Origin of the sequence: Sphingomonas sp. S2M10 (genome assembly GCF_012650175.1) — a bacterium.
Taxonomy (GTDB): domain Bacteria; phylum Pseudomonadota; class Alphaproteobacteria; order Sphingomonadales; family Sphingomonadaceae; genus Sphingomonas.
In genome coordinates this window covers 187,547-212,889 of sequence record NZ_JAAILI010000056.1, presented here as the reverse complement: position 1 = coordinate 212,889, position 25,343 = coordinate 187,547, and the positions used below count along the sequence as shown (strand labels likewise).

Here is a 25,343-nt window from a genome sequence, read left to right as displayed (position 1 = left end):
CAACATTGTTCCAGCGAAACGATGTGCGTGATTGACTTTCGGTCCCCCGTCGCTAGGGCCGTCGGCGGGCCACGCGGTCCCAACGCCGCGCGTGCTCTCTGTGAGGAGAGTCTACATGACTGATTTGACTGCCGCCGACGCCACCCTTGCGCCTGCGAAGCCCGCCACCAAACCGGCGCGTCCCTATTTTTCCTCCGGCCCCTGCGCCAAGCCTCCAGGCTGGTCGCCCGAGAAGCTCGCCATCGAGTCGCTCGGCCGCTCGCACCGCTCGAAGCTGGGCAAGACCCGTCTCCAATATTGCATCGACCTTATGCGCGAGCTGCTCCGCCTGCCGGACACGCACCGCATCGGCATCGTGCCGGGCTCGGACACCGGCGCCTTCGAAATGGCGATGTGGACGATGCTGGGCGCTCGCCCCGTCACCACGCTCGCCTGGGAAAGCTTCGGCGAGGGTTGGGTGACCGATGCGGGCAAGCAGCTCAAGCTTGATCCCACCGTGCTGCGCGCCGACTATGGCCAGCTGCCGGACCTCGCGACCGTCGACTGGTCGAACGACGTGCTGTTCACCTGGAACGGCACCACCTCGGGCGTGCGCGTGCCGAACGGCGACTGGATCGCCGACGACCGCGAGGGGCTGAGCTTCGCCGATGCCACTTCGGCGGTGTTCGCCTACGACCTGCCCTGGGACAAGATCGACGTCGCCACTTTCTCCTGGCAGAAGGTGCTGGGCGGCGAGGGCGCGCACGGCGTGCTGATCCTCGGGCCCCGCGCGGTTGAGCGCCTCGAAACCTACACCCCCGTCTGGCCGCTGCCCAAGGTGTTCCGCCTTGTCTCCAAGGGCAAGCTCGCCGAGGGCGTGTTCAAGGGCGAGACGATCAACACGCCTTCGATGCTGGCGGTCGAGGACGCGATCTTCGCGCTCGAATGGGGCAAGGACCTGGGCGGCGCCGAGGGGCTGATCGCCCGTTCGGATGCCAATGCCGCAGCACTCGACAAGATCGTGGCGGAGCGCGACTGGCTGGGTCATCTCGCCGCGGATCCGGCGATCCGCTCGCGCACCAGCGTGTGCCTCACCGTCGAGGGCGCCGATGCCGACTTCATCAAGACGTTCGCCGGCCTGCTCGAAAAGGAAGGCGCGGCCTATGACGTGGCAGGCTATCGCGACGCGCCGGCAGGCCTGCGCATCTGGTGCGGCGCGACCGTCGACACCGCCGATATCGAGGCGCTCGGCCCCTGGCTCGACTGGGCCTACGCCACCGCCAGGGCGGGCTGATCCGGCCGTGCTCCTGCGAAAGCAGGAGCCCAGCGCCACACGCGATTCCCTTACGAAATTCCGGGCGCCTGCCGTCGCAGGCGCACCGTTGTGCACAGGAGCATTCCATGCCCAAGGTACTGATTTCCGACAAGATGGACCCCAAGGCCGCGCAGATCTTCCGCGAGCGCGGCGTCGAAGTGGACGAGATCACCGGCAAGACGCCCGAAGAGCTCAAGGCGATCATCGGGGAGTATGACGGCCTCGCCATCCGCAGCTCGACCAAGGTCACCAAGGACATTCTCGCGCACGCGACCAACCTCAAGGTGATCGGCCGCGCCGGCATCGGCGTCGACAATGTCGATATCCCCGCTGCCTCGGCGCAGGGCGTGGTGGTGATGAACACCCCGTTCGGCAACTCGATCACCACCGCCGAGCACGCCATCGCGCTGATGTTCGCGCTCGCCCGCCAGCTGCCCGAGGCCGATGTCTCGACCCAGGCCGGCAAGTGGGAGAAGAACCGTTTCATGGGCGTCGAGCTGACCGGCAAGACGCTGGGCCTGATCGGCGCGGGCAATATCGGCTCGATCGTCGCCGATCGTGCGATTGGCCTGCGCATGCGCGTGATCGCCTATGATCCGTTCCTCACGCCCGAGCGCGCGCTGGAAATGGGCGTCGAGAAGATGTCGCTCGACGATCTGCTGCTGCGCGCCGACTTCATCACGCTGCACACGCCGCTGACCGACCAGACCCGCAACATCCTGAGCCGCGAGAATCTCGCCAAGACCAAGAAGGGCGTGCGGATCATCAACTGCGCCCGCGGCGGGCTAATCGACGAGGCGGCGCTGAAGGAGGGGCTCGATTCGGGCCATATCGGCGGCGCCGCACTGGACGTGTTCGTGCAGGAGCCGGCCAAGGAGCATCCGCTGTTCGGCACGCCGAACTTCGTCGCGACGCCGCACCTCGGCGCCTCTACCACGGAAGCGCAGGTCAATGTCGCGATCCAGGTCGCCGAGCAGCTCGCCGACTATCTGGTGACCGGCGGCGTCACCAACGCGCTCAACGTGCCGAGCCTTTCGGCCGAGGAAGCACCGCGGCTGAAGCCGTACATGGCGCTGGCCGAGAAGCTGGGCGGCCTGGTCGGCCAGCTGGCACATGGCGAGCTGACCAGCATCGCGATCGAAGTCGAGGGTGCCGCGGCCGAGCTGAACCAGAAGCCGATCACCAGCGCGGTGCTCGCGGGGCTGATGCGCGTCCATTCGGATACGGTGAACATGGTCAACGCGCCGTTCCTCGCCAAGGAGCGCGGTCTTGATGTGCGCGAGGTTCGTCATGACCGCGAAGGCGACTATCACACGCTGGTGCGCGTCACCGTCGGCACCCAGGCGGGTGACCGTTCGGTCGCCGGCACGCTGTTCGGCAACGCCGCGCCGCGGCTGGTGGAGCTGTTCGGCATCAAGGTCGAGGCCGATCTCGCCGGCCACATGCTCTACATCGTCAACGAGGACGCCCCGGGCTTTATCGGCCGGCTCGGCACCACGCTGGGCGAGGCGGGCGTCAACATCGGCACCTTCCACCTCGGCCGCCGCTCGGCCGGCGGCGAGGCGATCCTGCTGCTCTCGGTCGACGAAGCGGTGGACGACGCGCTGCTCGCCAAGGTCCGCACGCTACCGGGCGTGAAGACCGCCATGGCGCTCGGCTTCTGAAGCCATTAGGGGAGGCGCCCATGACTGGTCTCCTCCCCGAAGGGTTTCACGATCGCCTGCCGCCTGCCGCCGATGCGGCCGCCCGCCTCGAGACACGCGTGCTGGGGCTCGCCCGGCAATATGGCTATGAGCAGGTCGATCCGCCGCTCGCCGAATTCGCCGACGAGCTCGCGACGCGGCTCAAGACCGGCGCGGTGCACAACGCGGTGCGCTTCGTCGATCCCGTGTCGCAGCGCAGCCTCGCCATCCGCCCAGACCTGACCGCGCAAGTCGGCCGCATCGCCGCGACGCGCATGGGCCACCATCCGCGGCCGGTGCGGCTCTGCTATGCGGGGCAGGTGCTCAAGCTGAAGGCCCCGGCGCTTGATCCGCGGCGCGCGATGCGCCAGATCGGCTGCGAACTGATCGGGCGCGACAGCGTGGCGGCGGTGATGGAGATCGTCCGCGTCGCGATCGAGGCGTTGCAATCGGCGGGGGTCGAGGGACTCGCCATCGATTTCACGCTGCCCGATCTGGTCGACACGCTGGCGAGCGGCACGTTGCCGCCGGAGAAGCTCACGACCTTGCGCGAGCGGCTGGACGCCAAGGATGCCGGCGGCGTTGCGGCGATCGATCCGAAGTACCTGCCGCTGATCGAGGCCGCCGGTCCCTTCGAAGGCGCGATGGCGAAGCTGCGCGCGACCGATGCCGGTACCGCGCTCGCCAGCCGGATCGACGGGCTCGCCACGATTGCTGCCAGCATCCCCGAGGGCGTCGCGCTGACGCTGGATCCCACCGAGCGGCACGGCTTTGAATATCAGACCTGGCTCGGCTTCTCGATCTTCGCCCGCGGCGTGCGCGGCGAGATCGGGCGCGGCGGCACCTACATGGTGGTGCATGACGGCGGCCGGGAGGAGCCGGCGGTGGGATTCTCGCTCTATGCCGATCCGATTCTCGACGCGGGCATGGGCGGCGACGCGCGACGGCGGCTGTTCCTGCCCTTCGGCACCGGTGCCGCCACCGGCGCAGCGCTCCGCGCGCAGGGCTGGGTGACGGTCGCGGCGCTGGAGGCAGAGGATACGCCCCAGGCGCAGCTGTGCAGCCACGAGTTGCGCGACGGGATGCCGGTCGCGCTGTAAGCCATGGCCGTCGCCCCGCGCAGGGGCGACGGCGTGGACTTCACTCCATCTGGTCGATCAGCGCCTGGATCGGGGCGAAGGCGAACGCGACCGAGCTGTCCGCCACGCCATAGGGGATGAACAGGCAGTCGCCGTGGCGGATCGCGCCGCAGGTATAGACGACGTTGGGGACATAGCCTTCGCGGTCCTGGTCTGCCGCCGCGAGCAGGGGCGCGCGCGAGCGGGCCAGCACCTTGGACGGATCGTCCTTGTCGAGCAGCGCGGCGCCGATCGAATATTTACGCATCGCGCCGACGCCGTGGGTCAGCACCAGCCAGCCGTCGTCGGTCTCGATCGGCGGGCCGCAATTGCCCATCTGCACCAGCTCCCAGGGGAAGCGCGGCTTGATGATCAGCTCGCCGCCTTCCCAATGGGTGATGTCGTCCGAGCTGTGCAGGAAGATATTCTCGCCGTCCTGGCGGCCGAGCATCATGTACTTGCCGCGTACCTTGCGCGGGAACAGCGCCATGCCCTTGTTGCGCGCGGCGCTGCCGGTCATCGGCACCAGGTCGATGCCGCGCCAGTCATGGGTGCGCAGCAGCTCGGACTGGATGCCCGAGCCGTTATAGGCGGTGTAGGTGCCGATCCATTCGGGGGTGCCGTCGTCATGGGTGAAGTGGCAGATCCGCAGATCCTCCAGCCCGTTGGACTGCGCCTTGGTGATCGGAAAGATCACCGTGCCCGACAGCGTCGAGTCGCGGTGGCGATAGATGCGGACCGGCCCTTCCATCGCCCGCTCGTCGGGCTCGCGCGCGTCGGCGGCGGTGGCGAAGGGCGGCTCGGGGGCGAGCGTGAGTTCGTTGCCGTCGGTGATGATGCCTTCGCGAAACGCGACCGACGAGATGTGCCCCTCGCCCACCGCGCGCAGCGACATCAGGATGCGCATGCTGCCCGGCGGCATGCCGGTCTGGTCGTAATGCGGCACCGCGCTCGGGTTCATCAGCGCGGCGGCGGCATAGCTGTATTCGTGGCAGAAATAGGCGCCGAGCAGCTGGCGCTTCTCGTCCCCGATCGCCGCGCCGTCGAGGCCGAGCATCGCCTCGATCTCGTCATAGCGGGTCATGAACACCCGCCGCGTCTGCCAGTGCCGCGCCTCGAAGTCCTTGAGGACCAACTCGAGCTCGGCCCGCGCCTGGACGGGCGACAGCGCCAGCACTTCGCTGACGATCCGCTCGGTACGGCTGGGCGCGCCGCCATTGGTGGACGCCCAGGCGATGTGGAACGGACGCACGACGACGCGCGACGGATCGGCACGAAGCCGCAAGGGATGGTGAAACAGTTCCGGCATTTGGCAACCCCCGGGGAACGCGCTCGTTACGGCGCCGTCCCCCGGTATCGCTTCAGGCGACGGCGAGTTCCGGTCCTGCCACGCTTTTGTTGCCCTTTGAAAGGGCCGAGATTGCACAATTCGCCAGTTGGAGTGCGAGAATCGACTCGGCGCCTTGATTTCGATTAAGGCCGGTGGGCATCAGCCCGTCGAAGCAGCCGCCATCGGCGACGCTGGCGAGCGGCGTGTCGAGATCGTTGGCACCCAGATACCAGCGATAGGCGCGCATCGCCTCCTCGGACCAGCGCACATCGCCGGTTGCTTCATGGGCGGCAAGACAGGCGTCGATGGTCGCTTGCGCCTCGAGCGGCTGCTGGTCGAACGGCAACGGCTCGGCATATTCGCGGCCGAAGCTTTCGGTGCCGACGGCGCGGAAGCGGCCTTCGGGCGACGTCTGACGCTCGACGATCCAGGCCAGCGTCTCCAGACCGGTATCGACGAAGTCCCGCCGACCCAGCACCTGGCCCGCGCGCAGCAGCGCTTCGGGCAGGCGAGCATTGTCGTACGCCAGCACGATCTCGAACCAGCTCCATTCGGGCCGGCGGGCGGATTCGAGCAGCGCGACCAGCTCGTCGCCGAAGCGGGTGAGGATCTCGCGCGACAGGGCGTGGCCCGGATGCGCCTCCGCCATCGCCGCGGCGCCGAGCATCGCGAAGGCATGCGCGCGCGGGCTGCCCAGGTCGAAGGCGATCGACGCGGTCTCGTCGAACAGCACCGAGGCCCAGTCGCGATGCTTCTGCGCGCGGGCATCGCGGGCGGTGACGCCCAGCGCCCAGATCGCGCGGCCGTTCGAATCCTCCGAGCCCTCGTCCTCGCACCAGCTGCGGTCGAAGTTCATGAAGTTACGAAACTTGCGCTTATCGGGATTCCACGCGTGCTGGACGAAGCCGCCATAAATGGCGGTCCAGCGATCGCGCACCGCCTCGTCGACCTCGTCGATCTTGCTCATCAGGATCAGCGCGCGGGCATTGTCGTCGATGCAATAGCCGTGGCGGCGATCGGGCACCGAATAGATCGAGTGCTGGAGCATGCCCGTCGCGTCGCTCATCCGCTCCACCGCCGTCAGTATCGGGCTGAGGGTCGGCAGTTCGGCCGAAGTCGTGCGGATACGGTGCGGCTTCTCGTCGAGGATGGCGTCGAACGCGGCGATCGCACGCTCGGCGAGGCGGGCCCAGAGCATGGTGCGGCCGCGGTCATAGGCGCGCTTGGCCAGCGCGAGGCGCGCGTCCTTGTCGCCGAGCAGGCGGTTGATCTCGCGCGAGAAGGCCGCACTGTCGCCGAAATCGACCAGCACGCCGTGATCCTGGTCGAGGATCTCGGTCGCGTGGACATAAGGCGTGGAGATCACCGGCTTGCCCATGCTGACCGCATAGGAGAGGGTGCCCGAGGTGATCTGCGCCGGGTTGGGATAAGGCGTCGCATAGATGTCGGCCGCCTGGAGATAGTCGAGCAGGTCGCTCTGCTCGACGAAGCGGTTGACGAAGGCGACATTGTTCTGAAGCCCCAGCGCGACGATCTGCGCCTGCAGGCGATCACGATAGGTCTCGCCCTCATGCGCAACGAGATGCGGGTGGGTGGCGCCCAGGATCACGTAGAGCGCGCTCGGATGCGCGGCGGCGACCGCCGGCATCGCCTCGATCATCGTCTCGATGCCCTTGCTCGGCGCGAGCAGGCCGAAGGTGAGGATGACGTCGCGGCCTTCCCAGCCGAAATTCGGCTTGAACTCGGCGGTGTCGGCAAAGACGCGATCGGGCACGCCGTGCGGGATGACCGCGATCTTGCCGTCCTCGACACCGTGGACGCGCTTGAGGATCTCGCGGCCTTTCTCGGCCATCACGATCAGCGTCGAGGCGCGGCGGATCAGTGCCTCCATCACACGGCGCTCATCGGCGCTCGGCCGCTCGAGCACGGTGTGGAGCGTGACGATCACCGGGATCGAGATGCGATCGGTCAGCGCCAGCAGCAGTTCGCCCGCCGCGCCGCCGTAGATGCCATATTCGTGCTGGATCCACAGCGCCTCGGCGCCGCTCGCCTCGATCTTGCGCGCGGTTTCCAGATAGGCGCCGCGATCGTTCTGCGCGATCGAACCCGTCACCTGCGGCGGATAGGCGTAATGCCCGGGCAGGTCGTCCATCGCATAGACGTCGACCTGAATCTCCGGATAGCGCTCGGCGAGCGCCGTGTAGGTGTCGGCAGTAAAAGTGGCGATGCCGCACTTACGCGGCAGGAAGTTGCCGATCAGGGCAAGATGCCGGATCCTGGGACCCATAGGAGACCGTGCCATGGCGGACCTTTCGCTACTGCATGATGGACTCGGCCCAAATCTGGACCGTAATGTCCTGTTAAACTCCCGTTTTTCAAATAGGTTGCAGTCTCGCTGCAGCGCACAACCCTACACCGGACGACTCGTGTCGTAAATCTGCCGTTCAGCCGCGGCCGCGATATCCGGGAACCCCCTGATCGGGGATCCAGACATCCTCGGGCGGCCTGCCCGACTGCCAGAACACGTCGATCGGAATGCCGCCGCGCGGATACCAATAGCCGCCGATCCGCAGCCAGATCGGCTGCATCTCGCGGAACAGCCGCTCGCCGATGCCGACGGTGCAATCCTCGTGAAACGCGCCATGGTTGCGGAAGCTGCCGAGGAACAGCTTGAGGGATTTTGACTCGACGATCTTCTCGCCCGGCACATAGTCGATCACCAGATGCGCGAAATCGGGCGCGCCGGTGATCGGGCAGAGCGAGGTGAATTCGGGTGCGGCGAAGCGCACCAGATAGCGTGTGCCCGCGCGCGGATTGGGCACATAGTCGAGTTCCGCTTCCTCCGGCGTGGCGGGCAGGGCGGATTGCTTACCGAGATGCTTGGCGTCCATGGCCGCCATGTAGGCGTTTGCCGTGTGGTTTCCATAGGGCTAGGACCTACCCGCATGGACGGATTGATCACCACCGACGCGCTGGCCGGCCTGCTCGGCGCCCCCGACCTGCTGGTCCTCGACGCGACCTACACCTCCACCATTCCCGGCGCGGCGAAGCAGGATCCGCGCGCGGAATTCGAGGCGGGGCACATCCCCGGCGCGCGGCTGCTCGATCTCGACACGCTGGTGGATGCCGAGAACCCGCTGCCCTCGATGCTGCCCAAGCGCAGCCTGCTCGAGGAACGGATGGCGCAATTGGGGGTGACGGGGACGACGCGCATCATCCTCTACGACAACAGCCCGCACCACACCGCCTGCCGCGCCTGGTGGGTGCTGCGGATGTTCGGCGTGCATGCCGAGATCCTCGACGGGAACATGGGGCATTGGCATGCCGAGGGGCGGCCGGTGGAGACCGGGCCGCACCAGGCCACGCCGTCCAGCTTCAGCGCCGGCGAACCTGCCGCGCAGCTGCGGACGCTCGACGACATGCGCACCACCACCGAGCAGATCGTCGATGCGCGCTCGGCGGCGCGCTTCACCGGCGAGGAGCCCGATCCGCGCCCCGAATGCGCCGCCGGGCACATGCCGGGCGCCAGGAACATCCCCTATGGCCGCTTCTTCGAGAGCGACGGGCACTGGAAATCTCCCGAGGGCGTCCGGGCAGTGTTCGATGCCGCCGGGCTGGACCTGACCCGGCCGCTGGTCGCCACCTGCGGTTCGGGCATCACCGCCTCGGTGATCGTCTTCGCCGCGCATCTGCTCGGCCACGGAATCGCGCTGTACGACGGCAGCTGGACCGAATGGGGCGCGCAGCCTGACACGGCGAAGGCGCTCGGCGCATGAGCGGGCACGACGACACCCATGACGACAAGGACGCGACCAGGGTCGTTCATGCCGGCCGTCGCCCGGAATGGACGGGAGGAATCGTCAACCCGCCAGTGTGGCGGGCCTCGACGATCCTCTACGACAACATCGCCGAAATGCGCGAACGCGGCAGCGCCGATACGCATCACAAGCTCTATTATGGCCGCCGCGGCACGCCGACCCAGTGGTCGCTCGCCGATGCGCTGACTGCGCTGGAGCCCGGCGCGCAGGCGACCTTGCTCTATCCGTCGGGCGTCGCGGCGATCACCACCGCGCTGCTGGCGGTGCTGTCGCCCGGCGACGAGGTGCTATTGCCTGACAGCAGCTATGAGCCGACGCGGGCGTTCGGCAACGGCATGCTCAAGCGGCTGGGCATCACCGCCACCTATTACGACCCGCGGATCGGCGACGGCATCGCGGCACTGTGCACCGCGCGGACCAAGGCGATCCTGATGGAAAGCCCCGGCAGCCTCACCTTCGAGGTGCAGGACGTGCCGGCGATCGTCGCGGTCGCCAAGGCGCGCGGGATCGTGACGCTGCTCGACAATACCTGGGCGGGGCCGCTGCTGTTTCCGGCGATCGAGAAGGGCATCGACTATACGATCCTGTCCTGCTCCAAATATGTCGTCGGCCATTCGGACGTGATGCTGGGTTCGGTCACCGCCGCGCCGGGCCACTATGAGAAGCTGCGCGCGACGACCTATCAGCTCGGCCTCTGCGCCAGCCCGGACGACGCCTATCTCGCATCGCGCGGATTGCGGACGATGGAAGTGCGGCTGCGCCAGTCGGGCGCGAGCGGGCTTCGCATCGCGCAGTGGCTCATGACCCGACCCGAAGTGGCGCGGGTGCTTCACCCGGCGCTGCCCGACTGCCCGGGGCATGAGTTGTTCGTGCGCGACTTCAAGGGAAGTGCCGGCCTGTTCTCCTTCGTGCTCAACGGCGGCGACGATGCCGCGCGGACCGCGCTGATCGACGGGCTGCGCCATTTCGGCATCGGCTTCAGCTGGGGCGGCTATGAGAGCCTCGCCATCCCCGCCGATCCGCAGCGCATCCGCACCGCGTCGCGCTGGGAGGCCGAGGGGCCGCTGATCCGGCTCTATGTCGGGCTGGAAGACACCGACGACCTGATCGCCGATCTCGAAGCAGGCCTCGCCCGCTTCGCCGCCGCGCGCGGATGATCGGCGACCTGCTCGACCGGTTCGCCGGCATGGGGATGCGTATGCCCTCGCCGGCCGAGCTGGGCGAACTGGCGGTGGCGCTGGGCCTCGTCGCGTGCGCGCTGGCGATCGGCGTGCTGGCGGGGCAGCGCCTCGGCGCACAAGTGGCCGGGCTGTGGCACCGCATCGCCGGCGAGCATGTCAACGGCATCCAGGCAAGGCTGTGCAGGATCACCCGCTACCTGACGGTGGCGCTGCTGCTCTCGCCGATAGCGGGCGGTTATGGCTGGCACCCGCCTGCGACGCTGCTGCTCGGCATCGCGCTCGGGCTGGCGATGGCGCTGGCAGTAGTGGAGGTGCTGCGCGGGCTGGGCCTGCCGCGGCTCGCCACCTGGCCGATGGGGGCGATCGCCTTCACCTCGCTGCTCAGCAAGACGATGGGCGGGCTGGGCGTGATCGAGGCGCTGCTCGCCCGGATCGGTTTCGACATCGGTACGCGGCGGCTGTCGCTGCTGTCGCTGCTCACTTTCCTGGTCACCGTCACGATCATCTATGCGCTGGTCCGCGTGGCGAACCGGCTGCTCGCCCAGTGGATCGGGCGGGCCAAGGGGCTCGATCCCACCCAGCAGCTGCTCGGGCAGAAGCTGGCGAGCATCGCCATCGTCACCGCGGCCTTCTTCGTCGGCATCGACCTGCTCGGCATCGACCTGACGACCTTCGCGGTGTTCTCGGGCGCGTTCGGCCTCGCCATTGGCTTCGGCATGCAGAAGACCGTCGGCAATCTGATCGCCGGCATCATCCTGCTGATGGACCGCTCGATCAAGCCGGGCGACGTGATCGTGGTGGGGGACAGCTTCGGCTGGGTGAACAAGATCGGCGTGCGTGCCGTCTCCGTCGTCACGCGCGACGGCAAGGAGCATCTGATTCCGAACGAGAATCTGATGACCCAGGAAGTCGAGAACTGGTCCTATACCGATCGCAACGTGCGCGTGCGGATTGCGGTGACGGTCGCCTATGGCTGTGACCTGGACCTCGCGCAGGACCTGATGCTGCGCGCCGCCACCGAAAGCCCGCGCGTGCTCGACACGCCGCCGCCCAATGTCTGGCTCACCGCGCTGGGGGAGAATGGCGCGGCGCACGACATCCTGGTGTGGATCAGCGATCCGGAAAGCGGGGTCGGCAATGTACGGAGCGACGTGCTCAACCGGCTATGGAAGCTGTTCGGCGAGCACGGCATCACCGTGCCGGCGCCGCGGCGGGATGTGCGGATGCGGGGGGTGGGGGAGTAGGGCGGGTCACCCTCACCCTCCCCACCGCCTGCGGCGGCGGGTCCCTCCCTCTCCCAAAGGGAGAGGGCGATTATTCCCTCTCCCTTTGGGAGAGGGAGGGAGCCGCGAAGCGGCGGAAGGGTGAGGGTGATCCTCCTCAGCGCGCCGGGCAGCGCGCCGTCACGCTGTTGCAGATCACCGTGCTCTTCCCCAGCGACACCGCCCAGTCGAGCCCGCGCGGATCGGGCGCGCCCTCATAATAGTCCGTACTGATCAGCTGTGCGCCCGAGGCGATCGCGGTATCGAGCCGGCGACGATCGTGGTTGCGCGCCTCCAGCGTCTCGGCATCGGCGCGGGTGCGGACCATGAAGCCGGCCTTGACGCGGCGGGTGATCGTGGCGGTGTCCGCGGTCGGGCTCTGGGTGTTGAAGAACGACGCTTCGGGCGCGTCCTCGGGATACCAGCCGAACATCATCCGGCCCTTGAGACTCGGATGGCCGGTGCGGTAGCGCTCCTCGTTGGCATCCGAGGTATCGAGCACGAACAGGAACTTGCCGCGCGCGGCGCCGATCGTCGGCCAGCGATGCGCGGTCACCGCGTCGCGCAGCGTGGGGAGCGCGCCGCGGACGTCATCCGGCGCGATCACCCGCGCGCGGCCGATCGTCGCGGCAATGTCGGCGTCGAGCGCGTCGAGCGTGGCGGCGTCGAAGCCGATATCGGTGGTGCGTACGCCCGGGATCGGGCGGACATCGCTGGCATTGACCAGGATCATCACCGGCAGATGGCCGGGATGCGCATCCGACCAGCGGCGGAACAGCGCCATGCAGGCGCGGAAGACGCGGCAATGTGTCTGCCAGTCGATGCCGGGGATGTGGATGGTCTTGGCGCCCGGCGCGGCCATCTCGGCCCGTATCTCCGCGGTGCCATTGGCATAGGGCGCGGCATAGGCGCCGCCTTGCGGATCGGGCGCGACGTCGATCTCGAGCTGGCGCAGGCCGAGCGCGAGCTGGCTCTCGAGCGGCGGGTGGCCATAGGCCAGGCCTTCCCAGCTGTTCGGCAGCAAGGTGCGGATGCGCGCTTCCACCTCCGGCAGCGGGTAGGGCCGGTAGCTGTTGTGCGAGCCGAGCACGCGCACCTGGTCCAGGCGGAGCGAGTCGAGGCTCTTGTCGGCGTCCGGCGTGGTGCTGCCCGGTGCCATCGCCATCAGCAGCGCCGCCGCAGCGACCATCAACCCGTTGCGCATTCCGTCCTATCCCTTGCGAAGCGAACCCAAGGCGGTGGCTTTGGCGGGCTTTCGTTCCGGATCCATGACAGTCGCGCGCACAAAAACGGCGGAGGTCCGCTGGGAACCGCCGCCGCCTGAGGGAGCTAACCGATTAGTTGCCGCCGGTCGGGCTGGCCGGCGCGGTCGCCTGGGCCGACTGGCCGCTGGTCTGCGCCTGGGCCGCGGCTGCCTGGATGCGCTGGTTGAGCGCGGTGTCCGAGGCCATTGCCTGGCTGATCTCGTTGAAGCGCTGCGGCTGCAGGCCCGAGGCGGTGATAGCGGCGACGAACTTGGTGTTCTTTTCCGCTGCCGGGATGGCGGCGTCGGCGTTGATCTTGTTCACCTCGAGTGCCGCCTTGGCATATTGCTGGACCTCGGTGTCGGTAAAGGTCGATGCGCCCGCCGTCGCGGTTGCCGCCGTGCCTGCACCCATGGTGCCCTGATCGGGGGTCGCGGGTGTGGTCTGCGCGGGGGCGGCGTCTGCCGGCGTCGTCTGTGCAGGGGGCGACGGGGCCGGGGTCGTGGTCTGGGCGAAGGCGCTCGACGCCATCAGCGTGCCGGCAATGGCCAGGCTGGAAAACATCATTTTCATCATCAACTCCTCGCAATAATGAAACTCTTTTGCACCCCTGTAACGTAACAGTGGGGCTTGAGTTTTCCGCTGCACACCTGATTCACGATAGATCGTTGCCATGGCGGGATGGCATGACCCGTGCAGGGACGGTCGCTTGCGGAATCACGCCGCTGGAAAACCCCGCGATTTTCGCCTATATGCACGCGATGCAGACAGTGTCGGCCGCCCCCATGCCCATCCCCGGGCACATCGATCCCGTGCCCGTGCCGCGTGCCCCCGCCGCGCGCGAGGACGGGCGTACCGACCTGATCGGTCTCTCCCGCGACGGCATCCGCGAGGCACTCGCCAATGCGGGCCTTGAGCCCAAACAGGCCAAGCTGCGCGCCAAGCAGCTGTGGCACTGGATCTACAATCGCGGTGCCACCGACTTCTCGGCGATGACGGACATCGCCAAGGCGCAGCATCCCTGGCTGGCCGAGCGCTTCGTGATCGGCCGCCCCGACGTGGTCGAGGCGCAGGTGTCGAACGACGGCACCCGCAAGTGGCTGCTCCGCTCGCCCGACGGGCAGGATTATGAGATGGTGTTCATCCCCGATGCCGATCGGGGCACCCTGTGCGTCTCCAGCCAGGTGGGCTGCACGCTCAACTGCCGCTTCTGCCACACCGGCACGATGCGGCTGGTCCGCAACCTCACCGCGGGCGAGATCGTCGGCCAGGTGATGCTCGCGCGCGATTCGCTCGGCGAATGGCCGAGCCAGCCCGAGGGGCGCCTGCTCACCAACATCGTGATGATGGGCATGGGCGAGCCGCTGTACAATTTCGACGAGGTGAAGGCCGGCCTCCAGATCGTGATGGACGGCGACGGCCTCGCGCTTTCCAAGCGCCGCATTACCCTCTCCACCTCGGGCGTGGTGCCGATCATGGCGCGGGCGGGCGAGGAGATCGGCGTCAACCTGGCAGTGTCGCTCCACGCGGTCACCAAGGAGGTGCGCGACGAGATCGTGCCGCTGAACAAGAAATACGGCATCGAGGAGCTGCTCCAGGCCTGTGCCGATTATCCGGGTGCCAACAATGCCCGCCGCATCACGTTCGAATATGTGATGCTCAAGGACAAGAACGACAGCGACGCCGATGCGCACGAGCTGGTCCGCCTGCTCCGCAAGTACAAGCTGCCCGCCAAGGTGAACCTGATCCCGTTCAACCCCTGGCCCGGCGCGCCGTACGAATGCTCGACGCCCGAGCGGATCCGGTCCTTCTCGAACATCGTGTTCGAAGGCGGCATCTCGGCGCCGGTGCGCACCCCGCGCGGGCGCGACATCGATGCGGCGTGCGGCCAGCTCAAGACCGCGTCGGAGAAGAAGAGCCGGGCGCAGCTCGACCGCGAGGCCGAAGAGAAGTTCGCAGCACTCGGTTGAGCCCTGCACGATTCTGCCTGTAGGATGCGGCCATGCCGCTGCTCCTGTTCACCCTCGCGCTCGCCGATCCTTGTGCCGATGCCAAGACGACGGTGGAGATGAACACCTGCCTCGCCCGTTCCAGCAACGCGGCGGAGGTGGAAATGAACCGCTATCTCGGCGCCGCGCGCAAGCGTGCGACGGCAGACGGCGCGGCGGTGGCCAGGGCGTTCGATGAGGCGCAGGCGCGCTGGCTCGCCTTTCGCAAGGGCGAGTGCGACGCGGTCTATGCGCATTGGCAGGGCGGCACGATCCGCGGCACGATGCTGCTCACCTGCCGGATTGCGCTCACGCAGGTGCGCACCCATTGGTTGTGGAAGACCTGGCTGACCTATCCCGATTCGACGCCGCCCATCCTGCCCGAGCCGGGCGTCAGCGCGGACGAGACATCCTGAACAGCGCCTCCTCGCCGATCTCGAAATAATCGGCCGGGCCGCCGCCGCGCAGGATCGGGCGGGCGCGCGCGGTCTGGTAGACGCCGTTCTCCAGCATCGCCCGGTCGATATGAACGCCGACTGCTTCCCCCAGCACCAGCCAGCTATCCACTTCCGCCCCCTCCTTGGTCTGCAGCCGGATCAGCTGGGTGAGGCGGCATTCGAATTGTGCCGGGCTCGCGGCCACGCGATCGGGCCGCACGGTGCGGGAGGGCAGGGTGTCGATCCCGGCGAACGTGAACTCGTCCACCTCCGGGTCGACCATGGCGGCGCTGGCGTTCATCACCTCCGCCAGCGGTCGCGTGGCGAGGTTCCAGACGAATTCCCTTGTCGCGGCGATGTTGGCGACGCTGTCCTTCCAGCCGGTGGACGCGAAACCGACAATCGGCGGACGATAGTTGAACAGGTTGAAGAAGCTGTAGGGTGCGAGGTTGCGCACGCCGGCGCCCGAGACGGTGCTCACCCAGCCGATCGGGCGAGGGCCGACGATCGCATTGAGCGGATCATGCGCGAGGCCGTGGCCGGAGACGGGTTCGTAGAAGTGGAAGTCGATCGGCATGCGGCGCTCCGGGATCTTTGCGGCGGAGATGAAACCGATTCCGCTCGGCCTGCGAATATCCTATCGTCGATGACGTCGGAAGCGACTGCCGTTGCGCCCTTGCGATCCTCCCCTGGAAGGGGAGGCAGACCGTCCACAGGGCGGTGGAGGGATGTGCCGGCTGCAATGGCGAGCTCCGCCATGCCTTCGGCATGCCACCTCCCTTGCAGGGGAGGATCTGAACGGGCGAAGGAAGAGGCGCACCAATGGCCGAGCAATCCCCTTTGATCTACCGCCACCGGCTGGTTACCCGGCTGTGGCACTGGGTCAACGCGATCGCGCTGCTGATCATGGTCGGCAGCGGGCTGATGATCTTCAACGCGCATCCCCGGCTCTATTGGGGGCAATATGGCGCGAATTTCGATCATGCCTGGCTGGCGCTGCCGCGCTTCCCCGGCTGGGTGACGATCCCCTCCTATTACAGCCTTGCCGGCGCACGGCACTGGCACTTTTTCTTCGCGCTGGTGCTGGCCTTCGGCCTGCTGATCTACCTGCTTTGGAGCCTGGCGAACGGCCATATCCTGCGCGACCTGCGTATCCGCGCGCGCGAACTCGGCCCGGGCCATCTGTGGAGAGATTTCAAGGACCATCTCGCGCTGCGCTTCCACGACCCTAAGGATCCGCGCGCCTACAACATCTTCCAGAAGCTCGCCTATGTCGGCACGCTGTTCGTGTTGCTGCCGGCGGTGATCTTCTCCGGCCTTGCCCTGTCGCCCGGCATGGACGCGGCCTGGCCCTGGCTGACGCAATTGTTCGGCGGACGGCAGTCGGCGCGCTCGGTGCACTTCCTCGCCATGGGCGCGATTCTCGCCTTTCTGCTCGTCCACCTGACCCTGGTGCTGCTTGCCGGCCCGCTCAACGAACTGCGTTCGATGATCACCGGCTGGTGGCGCGTGCCTGCGGAGAAGCAGCCATGATCCTCACGCGCCGCAACCTGCTGATCGGAGGCGCCGCCGGGCTGCTCACCGGCTGCGACCGCTTTACCGACAGCCCGGTGCTGGCCAGCGCGGAGGAGGCGCACCGCTTTCTCCAGCGCTCGATCGGCAGGGGAGCGCTCGCCACCGAATTCAGGCCCGAGCAGCGCAGCCCGATCTTCCGCGTCAACGGCACCCACCATCCGAACACGCCCGAGTACAACATCTGGGCCGGCACGCGATTCGCCGACTGGCGGCTGAAAGTAGGCGGGATGGTGGAAAGGCCGATGCAGCTGACGCTCGACCAGCTCCAGCACATGCCCCAGCGCGCGCAGATCACCCGGCATGACTGCGTCGAGGGGTGGAGCGCGATCGGCAAATGGCAGGGGCCGCAGCTCGCCACCATCCTGAATGCTGCCGGGCTGCATTCGCAAGCGCGCTACATCGTCTTCCACTGCGCGGATCGCTATGGCGCTGGCGGCTATTATGAGTCGATCGACCTGATCGACGCCTTCCACCCCCAGACGATCCTTGCCTGGGCGCTCAACGACCATCTGCTCGATGTCGGGCACGGTGCGCCGCTTCGGCTGCGCGTGGAGCGGCAGCTCGGCTACAAACAGGCCAAATATCTCGTCGGCATCGAGGCCGTCGCCTCGCTCGCGGGGATCGGCAAGGGCAAGGGCGGCACCTGGGAAGATATGAGCGGCTACCAATGGTATGCTGGAATCTGATTCCGTTGCGGCTTCGGGCGCGCGGCAGGGACGTTTGCGCATGCCGAAACGCACGACGCGTATTCCCGACACAATCTCTGCCTAGTGGAGCGCCATGGCCCTGATTGACCGCTTCCTCGACCGTGCCGTGAAGCGCGGCGAGCTCACCCTGATCCGACCCGACGGCACCACCCGCACCTTTGGCAGCCCCGATCCCGCCCTCAAGCCCGTCACCATGCGCCTGTCCAAGGGCGCCGAGGGCCGCATCGTCCGCGATCCCGCGCTGGGTACCGCCGAGACCTATATGGACGGCAGCCTGAACCTCGAGCGCGGCGACATCCTCGACCTGCTCAACCTAGTGACCGCGAACAACGCATGGGAAAAGAGCAACGCGGCGCTCAACCCGTCCGCGCTGAACCGAGCGACCGGCAGGATCGCCCATTGGCTCGGCCGCAAGAACATGGCGCGCAAGTCGAAGCAGAACGTCGCGCACCATTATGATCTCTCGGCGCGGCTCTACGATCTCTTCCTCGATGCCGACCGGCAATATAGCTGCGCCTATTATACCGATCCGGGCAACAGCCTGGAGCAGGCCCAGGCCGACAAGAAGGCGCATATCGTCGCCAAGCTGGCGATCGAGCCGGGCATGCGCGTGCTCGATATCGGCTGCGGCTGGGGCGGCATGGCGCTCTACATCCACCGGAAGACCGGCGCCGAGGTGCTGGGCATCACGCTGTCCGAAGAGCAGCTCAAGATCGCGCGGGAGCGTGCCGAGGCGGCGGGTGTCGCCGACAAAGTGAAGTTCGAGCTGATCGACTATCGCGCGCTCACCGGGCAGTTCGACCGGATCGTCTCGGTCGGCATGTTCGAACATGTCGGCACGCCGCAATATCGCACTTTCTTCACCAAGTGCCGCGAGCTGATGACGCCCGAGGGCGTGATGCTTCTCCACACGATCGGCCGCGCGGGCGCGCCGGGCTATACCGATGCGTTCACGCTGAAGTACATTTTCCCTGGCGGTTACATCCCGGCGCTGTCGGAGATCGCGCAGGGCTATGAGGGCGTGCGGTATTTCCTTACCGACGTGGAAGTGCTGCGGATGCACTACGGCCATACGCTGAAGGCCTGGTACGACCGCACCGTCGCCGCGCATGACGCGATCGTCGATCTCTATGACGAGCGCTTCTACCGGATGTGGACCTTCTATCTGGCCGGGTGTTACGTCAGCTTCATGAACGGCGGCCTGGTCAACTACCAGCTGCAATTCTCGCGCTCGCGCACCGCGCTGCCGCTCACCCGCGACTATATGGCCGAAGCCGAAGCGAAGCTGCGTCAGGACTGAACCGTCCCACGCCGGGGAAAAGGCGGATATTGCGTGCAGGACGCGGGGACCCTAGAGGCCCCGCGTTTCCCTTTCCCTTTTTTCCCCGGAGTCGCTGCCCCATGTCGGATAAGATCCATCGCGTCGTCCTCGCCTATTCGGGCGGCCTGGACACGAGCGTGATCCTGAAATGGCTGCAGCAGACCTATAATTGCGAGGTGGTGACCTTCACCGCCGATCTCGGCCAGGGCGAGGAGCTGGAGCCCGCGCGCAAGAAGGCCGAGATGGCCGGCGTGAAGCCCGAGCACATCTTCATCGAGGACGTGCGCGAGGAATTCGTGAAGGACTATGTGTTCCCGATGATGCGCGCCAACGCGCTCTACGAGGGGCTGTACCTGCTCGGCACCTCGATCGCGCGGCCGCTGATCGCCAAGCGCCAGATCGAGATCGCCAAGCTGGTGGGTGCCGATGCGGTGAGCCACGGCGCCACCGGCAAGGGCAACGACCAGGTCCGTTTCGAGCTCGGCTATTATGCGCTGAACCCCGACATCAAGGTGATCGCGCCGTGGCGCGAATGGGACCTGACCAGCCGCACCAAGCTGATCGAGTTCGCCGAATCGCACCAGATCCCGGTGACCAAGGACAAGCGCGGCGAGTCGCCCTTCTCGACCGACGCGAACCTTCTCCACACCTCGTCCGAGGGCAAGGTGCTTGAGGATCCGTGGGAGGAAGTGCCCGACTACGTCTATTCGCGCACGGTGAACCCGGAGGATGCGCCGGACACGCCCGAGACGATCACGATCGATTTCGAGCGGGGCGACGGCGTGGCGCTCAACGGCCAGGCGATGTCGCCGGCGACGCTGCTCACCGCGCTCAATGAACTCGGCCGCAAGCACGGCATCGGCCGGCTCGACCTGGTCGAGAACCGCTTCGTCGGCATGAAGTCGCGCGGCATGTACGAGACCCCGGGCGGCACCATCTATCACCTCGCGCATCGCGGCATCGAGCAGATCACGCTCGATCGCGGCGCCGCGCACCTCAAGGACGAGCTGGCCCCGCGCTATGCCGAGCTGATCTACAACGGCTTCTGGTTCTCGCCCGAGCGCGAGATGCTGCAGGCCGCCGTCGACTACAGCCAGGAGAAGGTCACCGGCACCGTGCGGCTCAAGCTGTACAAGGGCAGCGTGATCGTCACCGGCCGCAAGTCGCCCTATTCGCTGTACAGCGAGAAGGTGGTGACGTTCGAGGACGACCAGGGTGCGTACGACCAGCGCGATGCCGCGGGCTTCATCAAGCTCAACGCGCTGCGCCTGCGCCTGCTCGGCCGCCGCGAGGGGTAAACGAACTGCCGTCTCCTCCCTCGGCGCAGCCGGGGGAGGGGGACCGCGCCGCACCAGCGGCGTGGTGGAGGGGGCGCCGCGCGGTGCGGCGTCCTTTTTTAGGAGTGCGCGGGATGCCCCCTCCACCACCGCCTGCGGCGGCGGTCCCCCTCCCCCGGGCTGCGCCCGAGGGAGGAAACGCTTACGTTCGGGACACCCGGTACGCCCGCAGGCTGTCCCAGGCATACAGCGCGCAGCCCGACCAGATCAGCGCGAAGGTCGCGAGGTGCACCGGCAGCACCGGTTCGCCGAACAGCCACACCGCCTCCAGGAACTGCAGCGTCGGCGCGATGTACTGGAGCAGCCCCATGGTCGCATAGGGAAGCCGCTTGGCGGCCGCGGCGAACAGCAGCAGCGGCGTCGCGGTCACGACGCCCGCCGCGATCAGCAGCAGGTCGACCCGCGTCGAGCCGCCGAACGCCGCCGTACCGGTGTGGTCCGCCCAGAGCAGCACCGCCAAGGCAGGCGGCCCGAGCAAGAGCGTCTCCACCGTGAGACCGCCCAGCGCATCGATCGCCGCCACCTTGCGGAGCAGGCCATAGCCGCCGAAGCTCAGCGCCAGCGCGAGCGGGATCCACAGCGCGCCGCCGCCATGCAGCGTCAGCAGCAGCACTCCGAGCCCTGCCAGCCCAATCGCTACGCCCTGCCAGCGCCGCAGCCGTTCGCCGAGCACCAGCATGCCCAGTGCGACATTAACCAGCGGGTTGATGAAATAGCCCAGGCTCGCGTCGAGCACATGTTCGTGCTGGACCGCCCAGATATAGACCAGCCAGTTGATCCCGATCAGCGCCGCGCTGCCGACGAGGAACAGCAGGGTCCGCCCCTTGGCAGCGGCGGCAATGCTCCGCACCCGGCGCAGCGCCACCACAATCACGGCGAGGAGCAGCAGCGACCAGAGCACCCGGTGCGACAGCACCTGCAGCGCCGGCACCGATTGCAGCAGGTGCAGGTAGAGCGGCAGCACCCCCCACAGGCTGTAGGCGGCAATGCCGAGAAAAAGGCCGGCGCGATCGGCGCCTTGAGTTTTGGACATGTCGCCCTGTTGCGCCGTGTTGCGGTGCAACGCAACACGCGGCGGGGTCAGGCAGGGCGGATCGGGGTCGCTGCTTCGGCGCCGACGACGGTGGTCCAGGGAACGACATCCCAGTGCGTGACGATACCCTCCGTCACATAGGGATCCTGCTCGGCAAAAGCCCGCGCCGCATCCGCCTTGCCGAACAGCAGCAGTGCGCTCTCGGGCGGATCGCCGACCGCGCCGCCGAGCAGCAGCGTGCCCGCATCCGCCGCCGCCCAGGCGAGCGCGAGATGCGCCTCGCGGAGGGCACCCCGGCGCGCCAGATAGTCGGGCGCCAGGGTGTAGCGGAGCAGGACATGCGCCATGCTCAGTCGGCGAACAGCAGGACCGGCGTTTCCAGCAGCTTCTTCACCGCCTGGACGAAGCTCGCCGCATCCCAGCCATCGACGACGCGGTGGTCGCAGCTGATCGACAGGTTCATCAGCTTGGCGCGGACGATGTCGTCGCCGTGGAAGACCGGGCGTTCGACGATCTTGTTCGGGCCGATGATCGCCACTTCCGGCCGGTTGATCACCGGCGTCGTCGCAATGCCGCCGAGCGGGCCGAGCGAGGTGACGGTGAGCGTCGAGCCGCTCAGCTCCTGCGAGGTCGCCTTGCCGGTGCGCGCGGCCTCGGCGAGGCGGGTGATCTCGCTCGCCAGCTGCCAGACATTCTTGTCCTGCGCATCGCGGATCACCGGCACCATCAGCCCGGCATCGGTCTGGGTCGCCATGCCGAGATGGACGCGGCCATGGCGGGTGACCACCCCGGCCTCGTCGTCATAGCGGGCGTTGAGCATCGGGAAGTCGGGCAGCGTGCGACACAGGGCGACGATGAGGAACGGCAGCATGGTCAGCTTGGGGCGCTGGCCGCGATGTTCGTTGAGGTCGCCGCGCATCGCTTCCAGCGCGGTGACGTCGATCTCGTCGACATAGGTGAAATGGGGGATGGCGCGCTTGGACGCGGCCATGTTCTCGGCGATGCGGCGGCGCATGCCGATCACCTTCACCGGCTTATCCTCGCGGGCGTGCGACGCTTGCGGCGCGTGATAGCCCTGCGCGCTGCCATAGCGGAGAAACGCATCGAGATCGGCGTGGCGGACGCGGTCGCCCTCGGCGGGCTTTACCTGTGCGAGGTCGATGCCGAGGTCCGCCGCGCGGGCGCGCACGGCGGGCGAGGCGAGGACGTGCACTTTCTCCCTCTCCCCTTCAGGGGAGAGGGGCGGGGTGTGGGGCATGGCTTCCACGGGCGATGGTGCTGGTGGAGAGTCCCCCACCCCAACCCCTCCCCTGAAGGGGAGGGGCTTTTCCTCGGTCGCCTCTTCAACGCCTGGATTCTCGGCCTCTACCTGCTCCTCGACGGCGGTCTCCGCCTCGGCCGGCGCCGCTGCCTGGCTTTCGACCTCGATCACCATCAGCGCCGAACCGATCGGCACCTGGTCGCCCACGTCGCCGGCGAGCTCGACCACCACGCCGGAGACGGGCGATTCCATCTCCACCGTGGCCTTGTCGGTCATCATGTCGGCGACCTGCTGGTCTTCCTCGACGCGGTCGCCGATCTTCACGTGCCAGGCCACGATCTCGGCCTCGGCAATGCCTTCGCCGATGTCCGGCAGACGAAAGGTAAAACGAGCCATGGGCGTCAGTCCTTGAGGAGTTTGTTGAGCGCCTCGCGGATCCGCACCGGACCCGGGAAATAGGCCCATTCGAGGCTGTGGGGATAAGGCGTGTCGAAGCCGGTGACGCGGGCGATCGGCGCTTCGAGATGGTAGAAGCAGCGCTCCTGCACCAAGGCCGAGAGCTCGGCGCCGAAGCCCGAGGTGCGCGTCGCCTCGTGGACGATCATGCAGCGGCCGGTCTTCTTGACCGAGGCTTCGATCGCCGCGATGTCGAGCGGCACCAGCGTGCGCAGATCGATGATCTCGGCATCGACGCCCAGCTCCTCGATCGTGGCTGCAACCACATGCACCATCGTGCCGTAGCAGAGGATCGTCACCGCCTCGCCCGCGCGGACCGTGGCAGCCTTGCCGAGTTCGACGCGGTAATAGCCCTCGGGAACTTCGCTCGCGGGATGCGCGGTCCAGTTCTTGGCCGGGCGATCATAATGGCCGTCGAACGGGCCGTTATAGATGCGCTTCGGCTCAAGGAAGAGGACGGGGTCGTTGTCCTCGATCGCGGCAATCAGCAGGCCCTTGGCGTCATAGGGCGTCGACGGGATCACCGTCTTGATGCCCGAAACGTGCGTGAAGATGCCCTCGGGCGACTGGCTGTGCGTCTGCCCGCCGAAGATGCCGCCGCCATAGGGCGAGCGCACCGTGATCGGCGCGGTGAAGTCGCCGTTCGAGCGGTAGCGCAGCCGCGCCGCCTCGGAAACGAGCTGGTCGAGCGCCGGGTAGATGTAATCGGCGAACTGGATCTCGGGCACGGGGCGCAGGCCATAGGCGCCCATGCCGATCGCCACGCCGATGATGCCGATCTCGGTGATCGGCGTGTCGAAGGCGCGGGTCTTGCCATATTTGGCCTGGAGCCCGGCAGTCGCGCGGAACACGCCACCGAAATAGCCGACATCCTCGCCCATCACGACGACCTGGTCGTCGCGTTCCATCATCACGTCCATGGCCGAGTTGATCGCCTGGATCATGTTCATCCGGGGGGTGTCGCTCATATGCCGGCCGCCTTGCGCTCGGCGATCATCTGGTCGCTCTGTTCCTTCAGGTGCCAGGGCATCTCCTCGAACACGCCCTCGAACATGGTCTCGAACGGCTGGTGCATGCCGTGGCCGAGGATGCCGTTCTTCTCGGCTTCCTTCTGCGCGCGCTTCACCGTCTCGGCGAGCTCGAGGTCCATCGCCGCGTGGCGTTCCTCGTCCCATTCGCCAAGGCCGATCAGATGGTCCTTGAGCCGCCGGATCGGATCGCCGAGCGGCCAGGCATTGGGCTCGCCGGCCGAGCGATAGGCGCTGGGATCGTCCGAGGTCGAATGGCCCTCGGCGCGGTAGGTGAAATGCTCGATCAGCGTTGGCCCCTGGTTGGTCCGCGCGCGCTCTGCGGCCCACTGTGTAGCGGCATAGACCGCCAGCGCATCATTGCCGTCGATGCGCAGGCCCGCGATGCCATAGCCGATCGCGCGCGCCGCGAAGGTGGTCGCCTCGGCACCCGCGAAGCCCGAGAAGCTCGAGATCGCCCATTGGTTGTTGACGACGTTGAAGATCACCGGCGCGCGGTAGACGGTCGCGAAGGTCAGCGCCGAGTGGAAGTCGCCTTCGGCGGTCGAGCCTTCGCCGCACCAGGTGGCGGCGATGCGGGTATCGCCGCGCGCCGCGCTCGCCATCGCCCAGCCCACCGCCTGCGGGTACTGGGTGGCGAGGTTGCCCGAGATCGAGAAGAAGCCGGTCTCCTTCGACGAATACATGATCGGCAGCTGCCGGCCCTGCAGCGGATCGCTCCGGTTCGAATAGATCTGGTTCATCATCTCGACCAGCGGGTAGCCGCGGGTGATCAGGATGCCCTGCTGGCGATAGCTGGGGAAGCACATGTCGTCGCCGGCCATGGCAAGGGCTGCCGAGACCGACACCGCCTCCTCGCCGGTCGACTTCATGTAGAAGCTGGTCTTGCCCTGGCGCTGGGCGCGGAACATGCGCTCGTCAAACGCGCGGGTGAGCGCCATGCTGCGCAGCATTTTGCGCTTGGCCTCGGCATCGAGCCGGGGATCCCAGGGGCCGACGGCATTGCCGTCGTCATCGAGGACGCGGACCAGGCCATAGGCGAGTTCGTGGAATCGATCGGCCGGCTCGGCGGTGTCCGGGCGGCGCGCGGCGCCGGCGGGCGGGATCGACAGATCGCTGAAATCGGCCTCGTCGCCGGGGCGAAAGCGCGGCTCGGGCACATGCAGCGATAGGGGCGGCAGGTTGGCGCGCGGGGCGTCCACCGTCATGGTCTCTCCATAAATTCGGCCGTGTCGCCACGGACAACGCACGGAACTCGATTTCACGCGCTT

23 protein-coding genes are annotated in these 25,343 nt (G+C 67.4%); 12 read left to right on the top strand and 11 right to left on the bottom strand.

Features of this window, described 5'->3' with window-relative positions:
• The first annotated feature begins 115 nt into the window (after positions 1–115).
• From S2M10_RS14600 to S2M10_RS14590, 3 genes are all read left to right on the top strand, one after another.
• Complete coding sequence (locus S2M10_RS14600; protein WP_168846713.1) at positions 116–1,273, top strand: phosphoserine transaminase; 1,158 nt, start codon at positions 116–118, stop codon at positions 1,271–1,273.
• Positions 1,274–1,380: 107 nt separating this feature from the next.
• Complete coding sequence (gene serA, locus S2M10_RS14595) at positions 1,381–2,958, top strand: phosphoglycerate dehydrogenase (RefSeq protein ID WP_168846712.1); 1,578 nt, start codon at positions 1,381–1,383, stop codon at positions 2,956–2,958.
• A 20-nt stretch (positions 2,959–2,978) separates the two neighbouring features.
• Positions 2,979–4,076: an ATP phosphoribosyltransferase regulatory subunit gene (locus S2M10_RS14590; RefSeq protein ID WP_168846711.1), complete on the top strand. Its 1,098-nt coding sequence runs from the start codon at positions 2,979–2,981 to the stop codon at positions 4,074–4,076.
• 40 nt (positions 4,077–4,116) lie between these two features.
• Here the strand turns inward: S2M10_RS14590 and S2M10_RS14585 are convergent, their stop codons facing one another.
• The 3 genes from S2M10_RS14585 to queF all read right to left on the bottom strand — a co-directional run bounded on the left by S2M10_RS14585 (position 4,117) and on the right by queF (position 8,315).
• Positions 4,117–5,403 (bottom strand): glycoside hydrolase family 130 protein, encoded by a 1,287-nt coding sequence (locus S2M10_RS14585; RefSeq protein ID WP_168846710.1) that lies wholly within the window; start codon positions 5,401–5,403, stop codon positions 4,117–4,119.
• Between the two features lie 52 nt (positions 5,404–5,455).
• Positions 5,456–7,726 (bottom strand): glycosyltransferase family 4 protein, encoded by a 2,271-nt coding sequence (locus S2M10_RS14580; protein WP_168846709.1) that lies wholly within the window; start codon positions 7,724–7,726, stop codon positions 5,456–5,458.
• A 142-nt stretch (positions 7,727–7,868) separates the two neighbouring features.
• A complete protein-coding gene (gene queF / locus S2M10_RS14575; RefSeq protein ID WP_168846708.1) occupies positions 7,869–8,315 on the bottom strand; it encodes a preQ(1) synthase in 447 nt (148 codons plus the stop codon).
• Between the two features lie 54 nt (positions 8,316–8,369).
• On the opposite strand from queF, the gene S2M10_RS14570 reads away from it, so the two are divergent.
• The 3 genes from S2M10_RS14570 to S2M10_RS14560 are packed head-to-tail and all read left to right on the top strand — an operon-like array spanning position 8,370 to position 11,667.
• A complete protein-coding gene (locus S2M10_RS14570; protein WP_168846707.1) occupies positions 8,370–9,200 on the top strand; it encodes a sulfurtransferase in 831 nt (276 codons plus the stop codon).
• Positions 9,197–10,399: a cystathionine beta-lyase gene (metC, locus tag S2M10_RS14565; RefSeq protein ID WP_168846706.1), complete on the top strand. Its 1,203-nt coding sequence runs from the start codon at positions 9,197–9,199 to the stop codon at positions 10,397–10,399. Before S2M10_RS14570 ends, metC begins: the two co-directional genes overlap by 4 nt.
• The gene (locus S2M10_RS14560; protein WP_168846705.1) at positions 10,396–11,667 is read left to right on the top strand and encodes a mechanosensitive ion channel domain-containing protein; all 1,272 of its coding nucleotides are present in this window, start codon (positions 10,396–10,398) and stop codon (positions 11,665–11,667) included. Before metC ends, S2M10_RS14560 begins: the two co-directional genes overlap by 4 nt.
• Before the next feature lie 136 nt (positions 11,668–11,803).
• Here S2M10_RS14560 and S2M10_RS14555 read toward each other — a convergent pair whose 3' ends face one another.
• Both S2M10_RS14555 and S2M10_RS14550 read right to left on the bottom strand, forming a co-directional pair.
• Complete coding sequence (locus S2M10_RS14555; protein ID WP_211091047.1) at positions 11,804–12,889, bottom strand: Ca2+-dependent phosphoinositide-specific phospholipase C; 1,086 nt, start codon at positions 12,887–12,889, stop codon at positions 11,804–11,806.
• Between the two features lie 133 nt (positions 12,890–13,022).
• Positions 13,023–13,502: a DUF4168 domain-containing protein gene (locus S2M10_RS14550; protein ID WP_168846704.1), complete on the bottom strand. Its 480-nt coding sequence runs from the start codon at positions 13,500–13,502 to the stop codon at positions 13,023–13,025.
• Positions 13,503–13,690: 188 nt separating this feature from the next.
• On the opposite strand from S2M10_RS14550, the gene rlmN reads away from it, so the two are divergent.
• Both rlmN and S2M10_RS14540 read left to right on the top strand, forming a co-directional pair.
• On the top strand, positions 13,691–14,899 hold the full coding sequence (rlmN, locus tag S2M10_RS14545; protein ID WP_168846832.1) for a 23S rRNA (adenine(2503)-C(2))-methyltransferase RlmN: 1,209 nt from the start codon (positions 13,691–13,693) through the stop codon (positions 14,897–14,899).
• A 32-nt stretch (positions 14,900–14,931) separates the two neighbouring features.
• Positions 14,932–15,333: a lysozyme inhibitor LprI family protein gene (locus S2M10_RS14540; RefSeq protein ID WP_168846703.1), complete on the top strand. Its 402-nt coding sequence runs from the start codon at positions 14,932–14,934 to the stop codon at positions 15,331–15,333.
• On the opposite strand, the gene S2M10_RS14535 is transcribed toward S2M10_RS14540, so the two are convergent.
• Positions 15,311–15,931: a flavin reductase family protein gene (locus S2M10_RS14535; protein WP_168846702.1), complete on the bottom strand. Its 621-nt coding sequence runs from the start codon at positions 15,929–15,931 to the stop codon at positions 15,311–15,313. The genes S2M10_RS14540 and S2M10_RS14535 overlap by 23 nt on opposite strands.
• A 245-nt stretch (positions 15,932–16,176) precedes the next feature.
• On the opposite strand from S2M10_RS14535, the gene S2M10_RS14530 reads away from it, so the two are divergent.
• The 4 genes from S2M10_RS14530 (at position 16,177) to S2M10_RS14515 (ending at position 20,255) form a co-directional block, all read left to right on the top strand.
• Positions 16,177–16,887, top strand: coding sequence for a cytochrome b/b6 domain-containing protein (locus S2M10_RS14530; RefSeq protein WP_168846701.1), 711 nt, complete (start codon positions 16,177–16,179; stop codon positions 16,885–16,887).
• On the top strand, positions 16,884–17,615 hold the full coding sequence (locus S2M10_RS14525; RefSeq protein WP_168846700.1) for a molybdopterin-dependent oxidoreductase: 732 nt from the start codon (positions 16,884–16,886) through the stop codon (positions 17,613–17,615). Before S2M10_RS14530 ends, S2M10_RS14525 begins: the two co-directional genes overlap by 4 nt.
• A gap of 94 nt (positions 17,616–17,709) precedes the next feature.
• The gene (locus S2M10_RS14520; RefSeq protein ID WP_168846699.1) at positions 17,710–18,936 is read left to right on the top strand and encodes a cyclopropane-fatty-acyl-phospholipid synthase family protein; all 1,227 of its coding nucleotides are present in this window, start codon (positions 17,710–17,712) and stop codon (positions 18,934–18,936) included.
• Positions 18,937–19,037: 101 nt separating this feature from the next.
• A complete protein-coding gene (locus tag S2M10_RS14515) occupies positions 19,038–20,255 on the top strand; it encodes an argininosuccinate synthase (protein WP_168846698.1) in 1,218 nt (405 codons plus the stop codon).
• A 181-nt stretch (positions 20,256–20,436) separates the two neighbouring features.
• Here S2M10_RS14515 and rarD read toward each other — a convergent pair whose 3' ends face one another.
• From rarD to S2M10_RS14490, 5 genes are read right to left on the bottom strand one after another with little or no spacing between them, the layout of a single operon-like run.
• Entirely contained in the window at positions 20,437–21,327 is an 891-nt protein-coding gene (gene rarD, locus S2M10_RS14510) for an EamA family transporter RarD (protein WP_168846697.1), read from the bottom strand.
• A 47-nt stretch (positions 21,328–21,374) separates the two neighbouring features.
• Positions 21,375–21,674, bottom strand: a complete 300-nt coding sequence (locus tag S2M10_RS14505) for a YciI-like protein (protein WP_168846696.1) — start codon at positions 21,672–21,674, stop codon at positions 21,375–21,377.
• 2 nt (positions 21,675–21,676) lie between these two features.
• Complete coding sequence (locus S2M10_RS14500) at positions 21,677–22,984, bottom strand: dihydrolipoamide acetyltransferase family protein (RefSeq protein WP_168846695.1); 1,308 nt, start codon at positions 22,982–22,984, stop codon at positions 21,677–21,679.
• A gap of 5 nt (positions 22,985–22,989) precedes the next feature.
• A complete protein-coding gene (locus S2M10_RS14495; RefSeq protein ID WP_168846831.1) occupies positions 22,990–23,994 on the bottom strand; it encodes an alpha-ketoacid dehydrogenase subunit beta in 1,005 nt (334 codons plus the stop codon).
• Between the two features lie 14 nt (positions 23,995–24,008).
• The gene (locus S2M10_RS14490) at positions 24,009–25,280 is read right to left on the bottom strand and encodes a 3-methyl-2-oxobutanoate dehydrogenase (2-methylpropanoyl-transferring) subunit alpha (protein WP_168846694.1); all 1,272 of its coding nucleotides are present in this window, start codon (positions 25,278–25,280) and stop codon (positions 24,009–24,011) included.
• Positions 25,281–25,343: the final 63 nt, after the last annotated feature.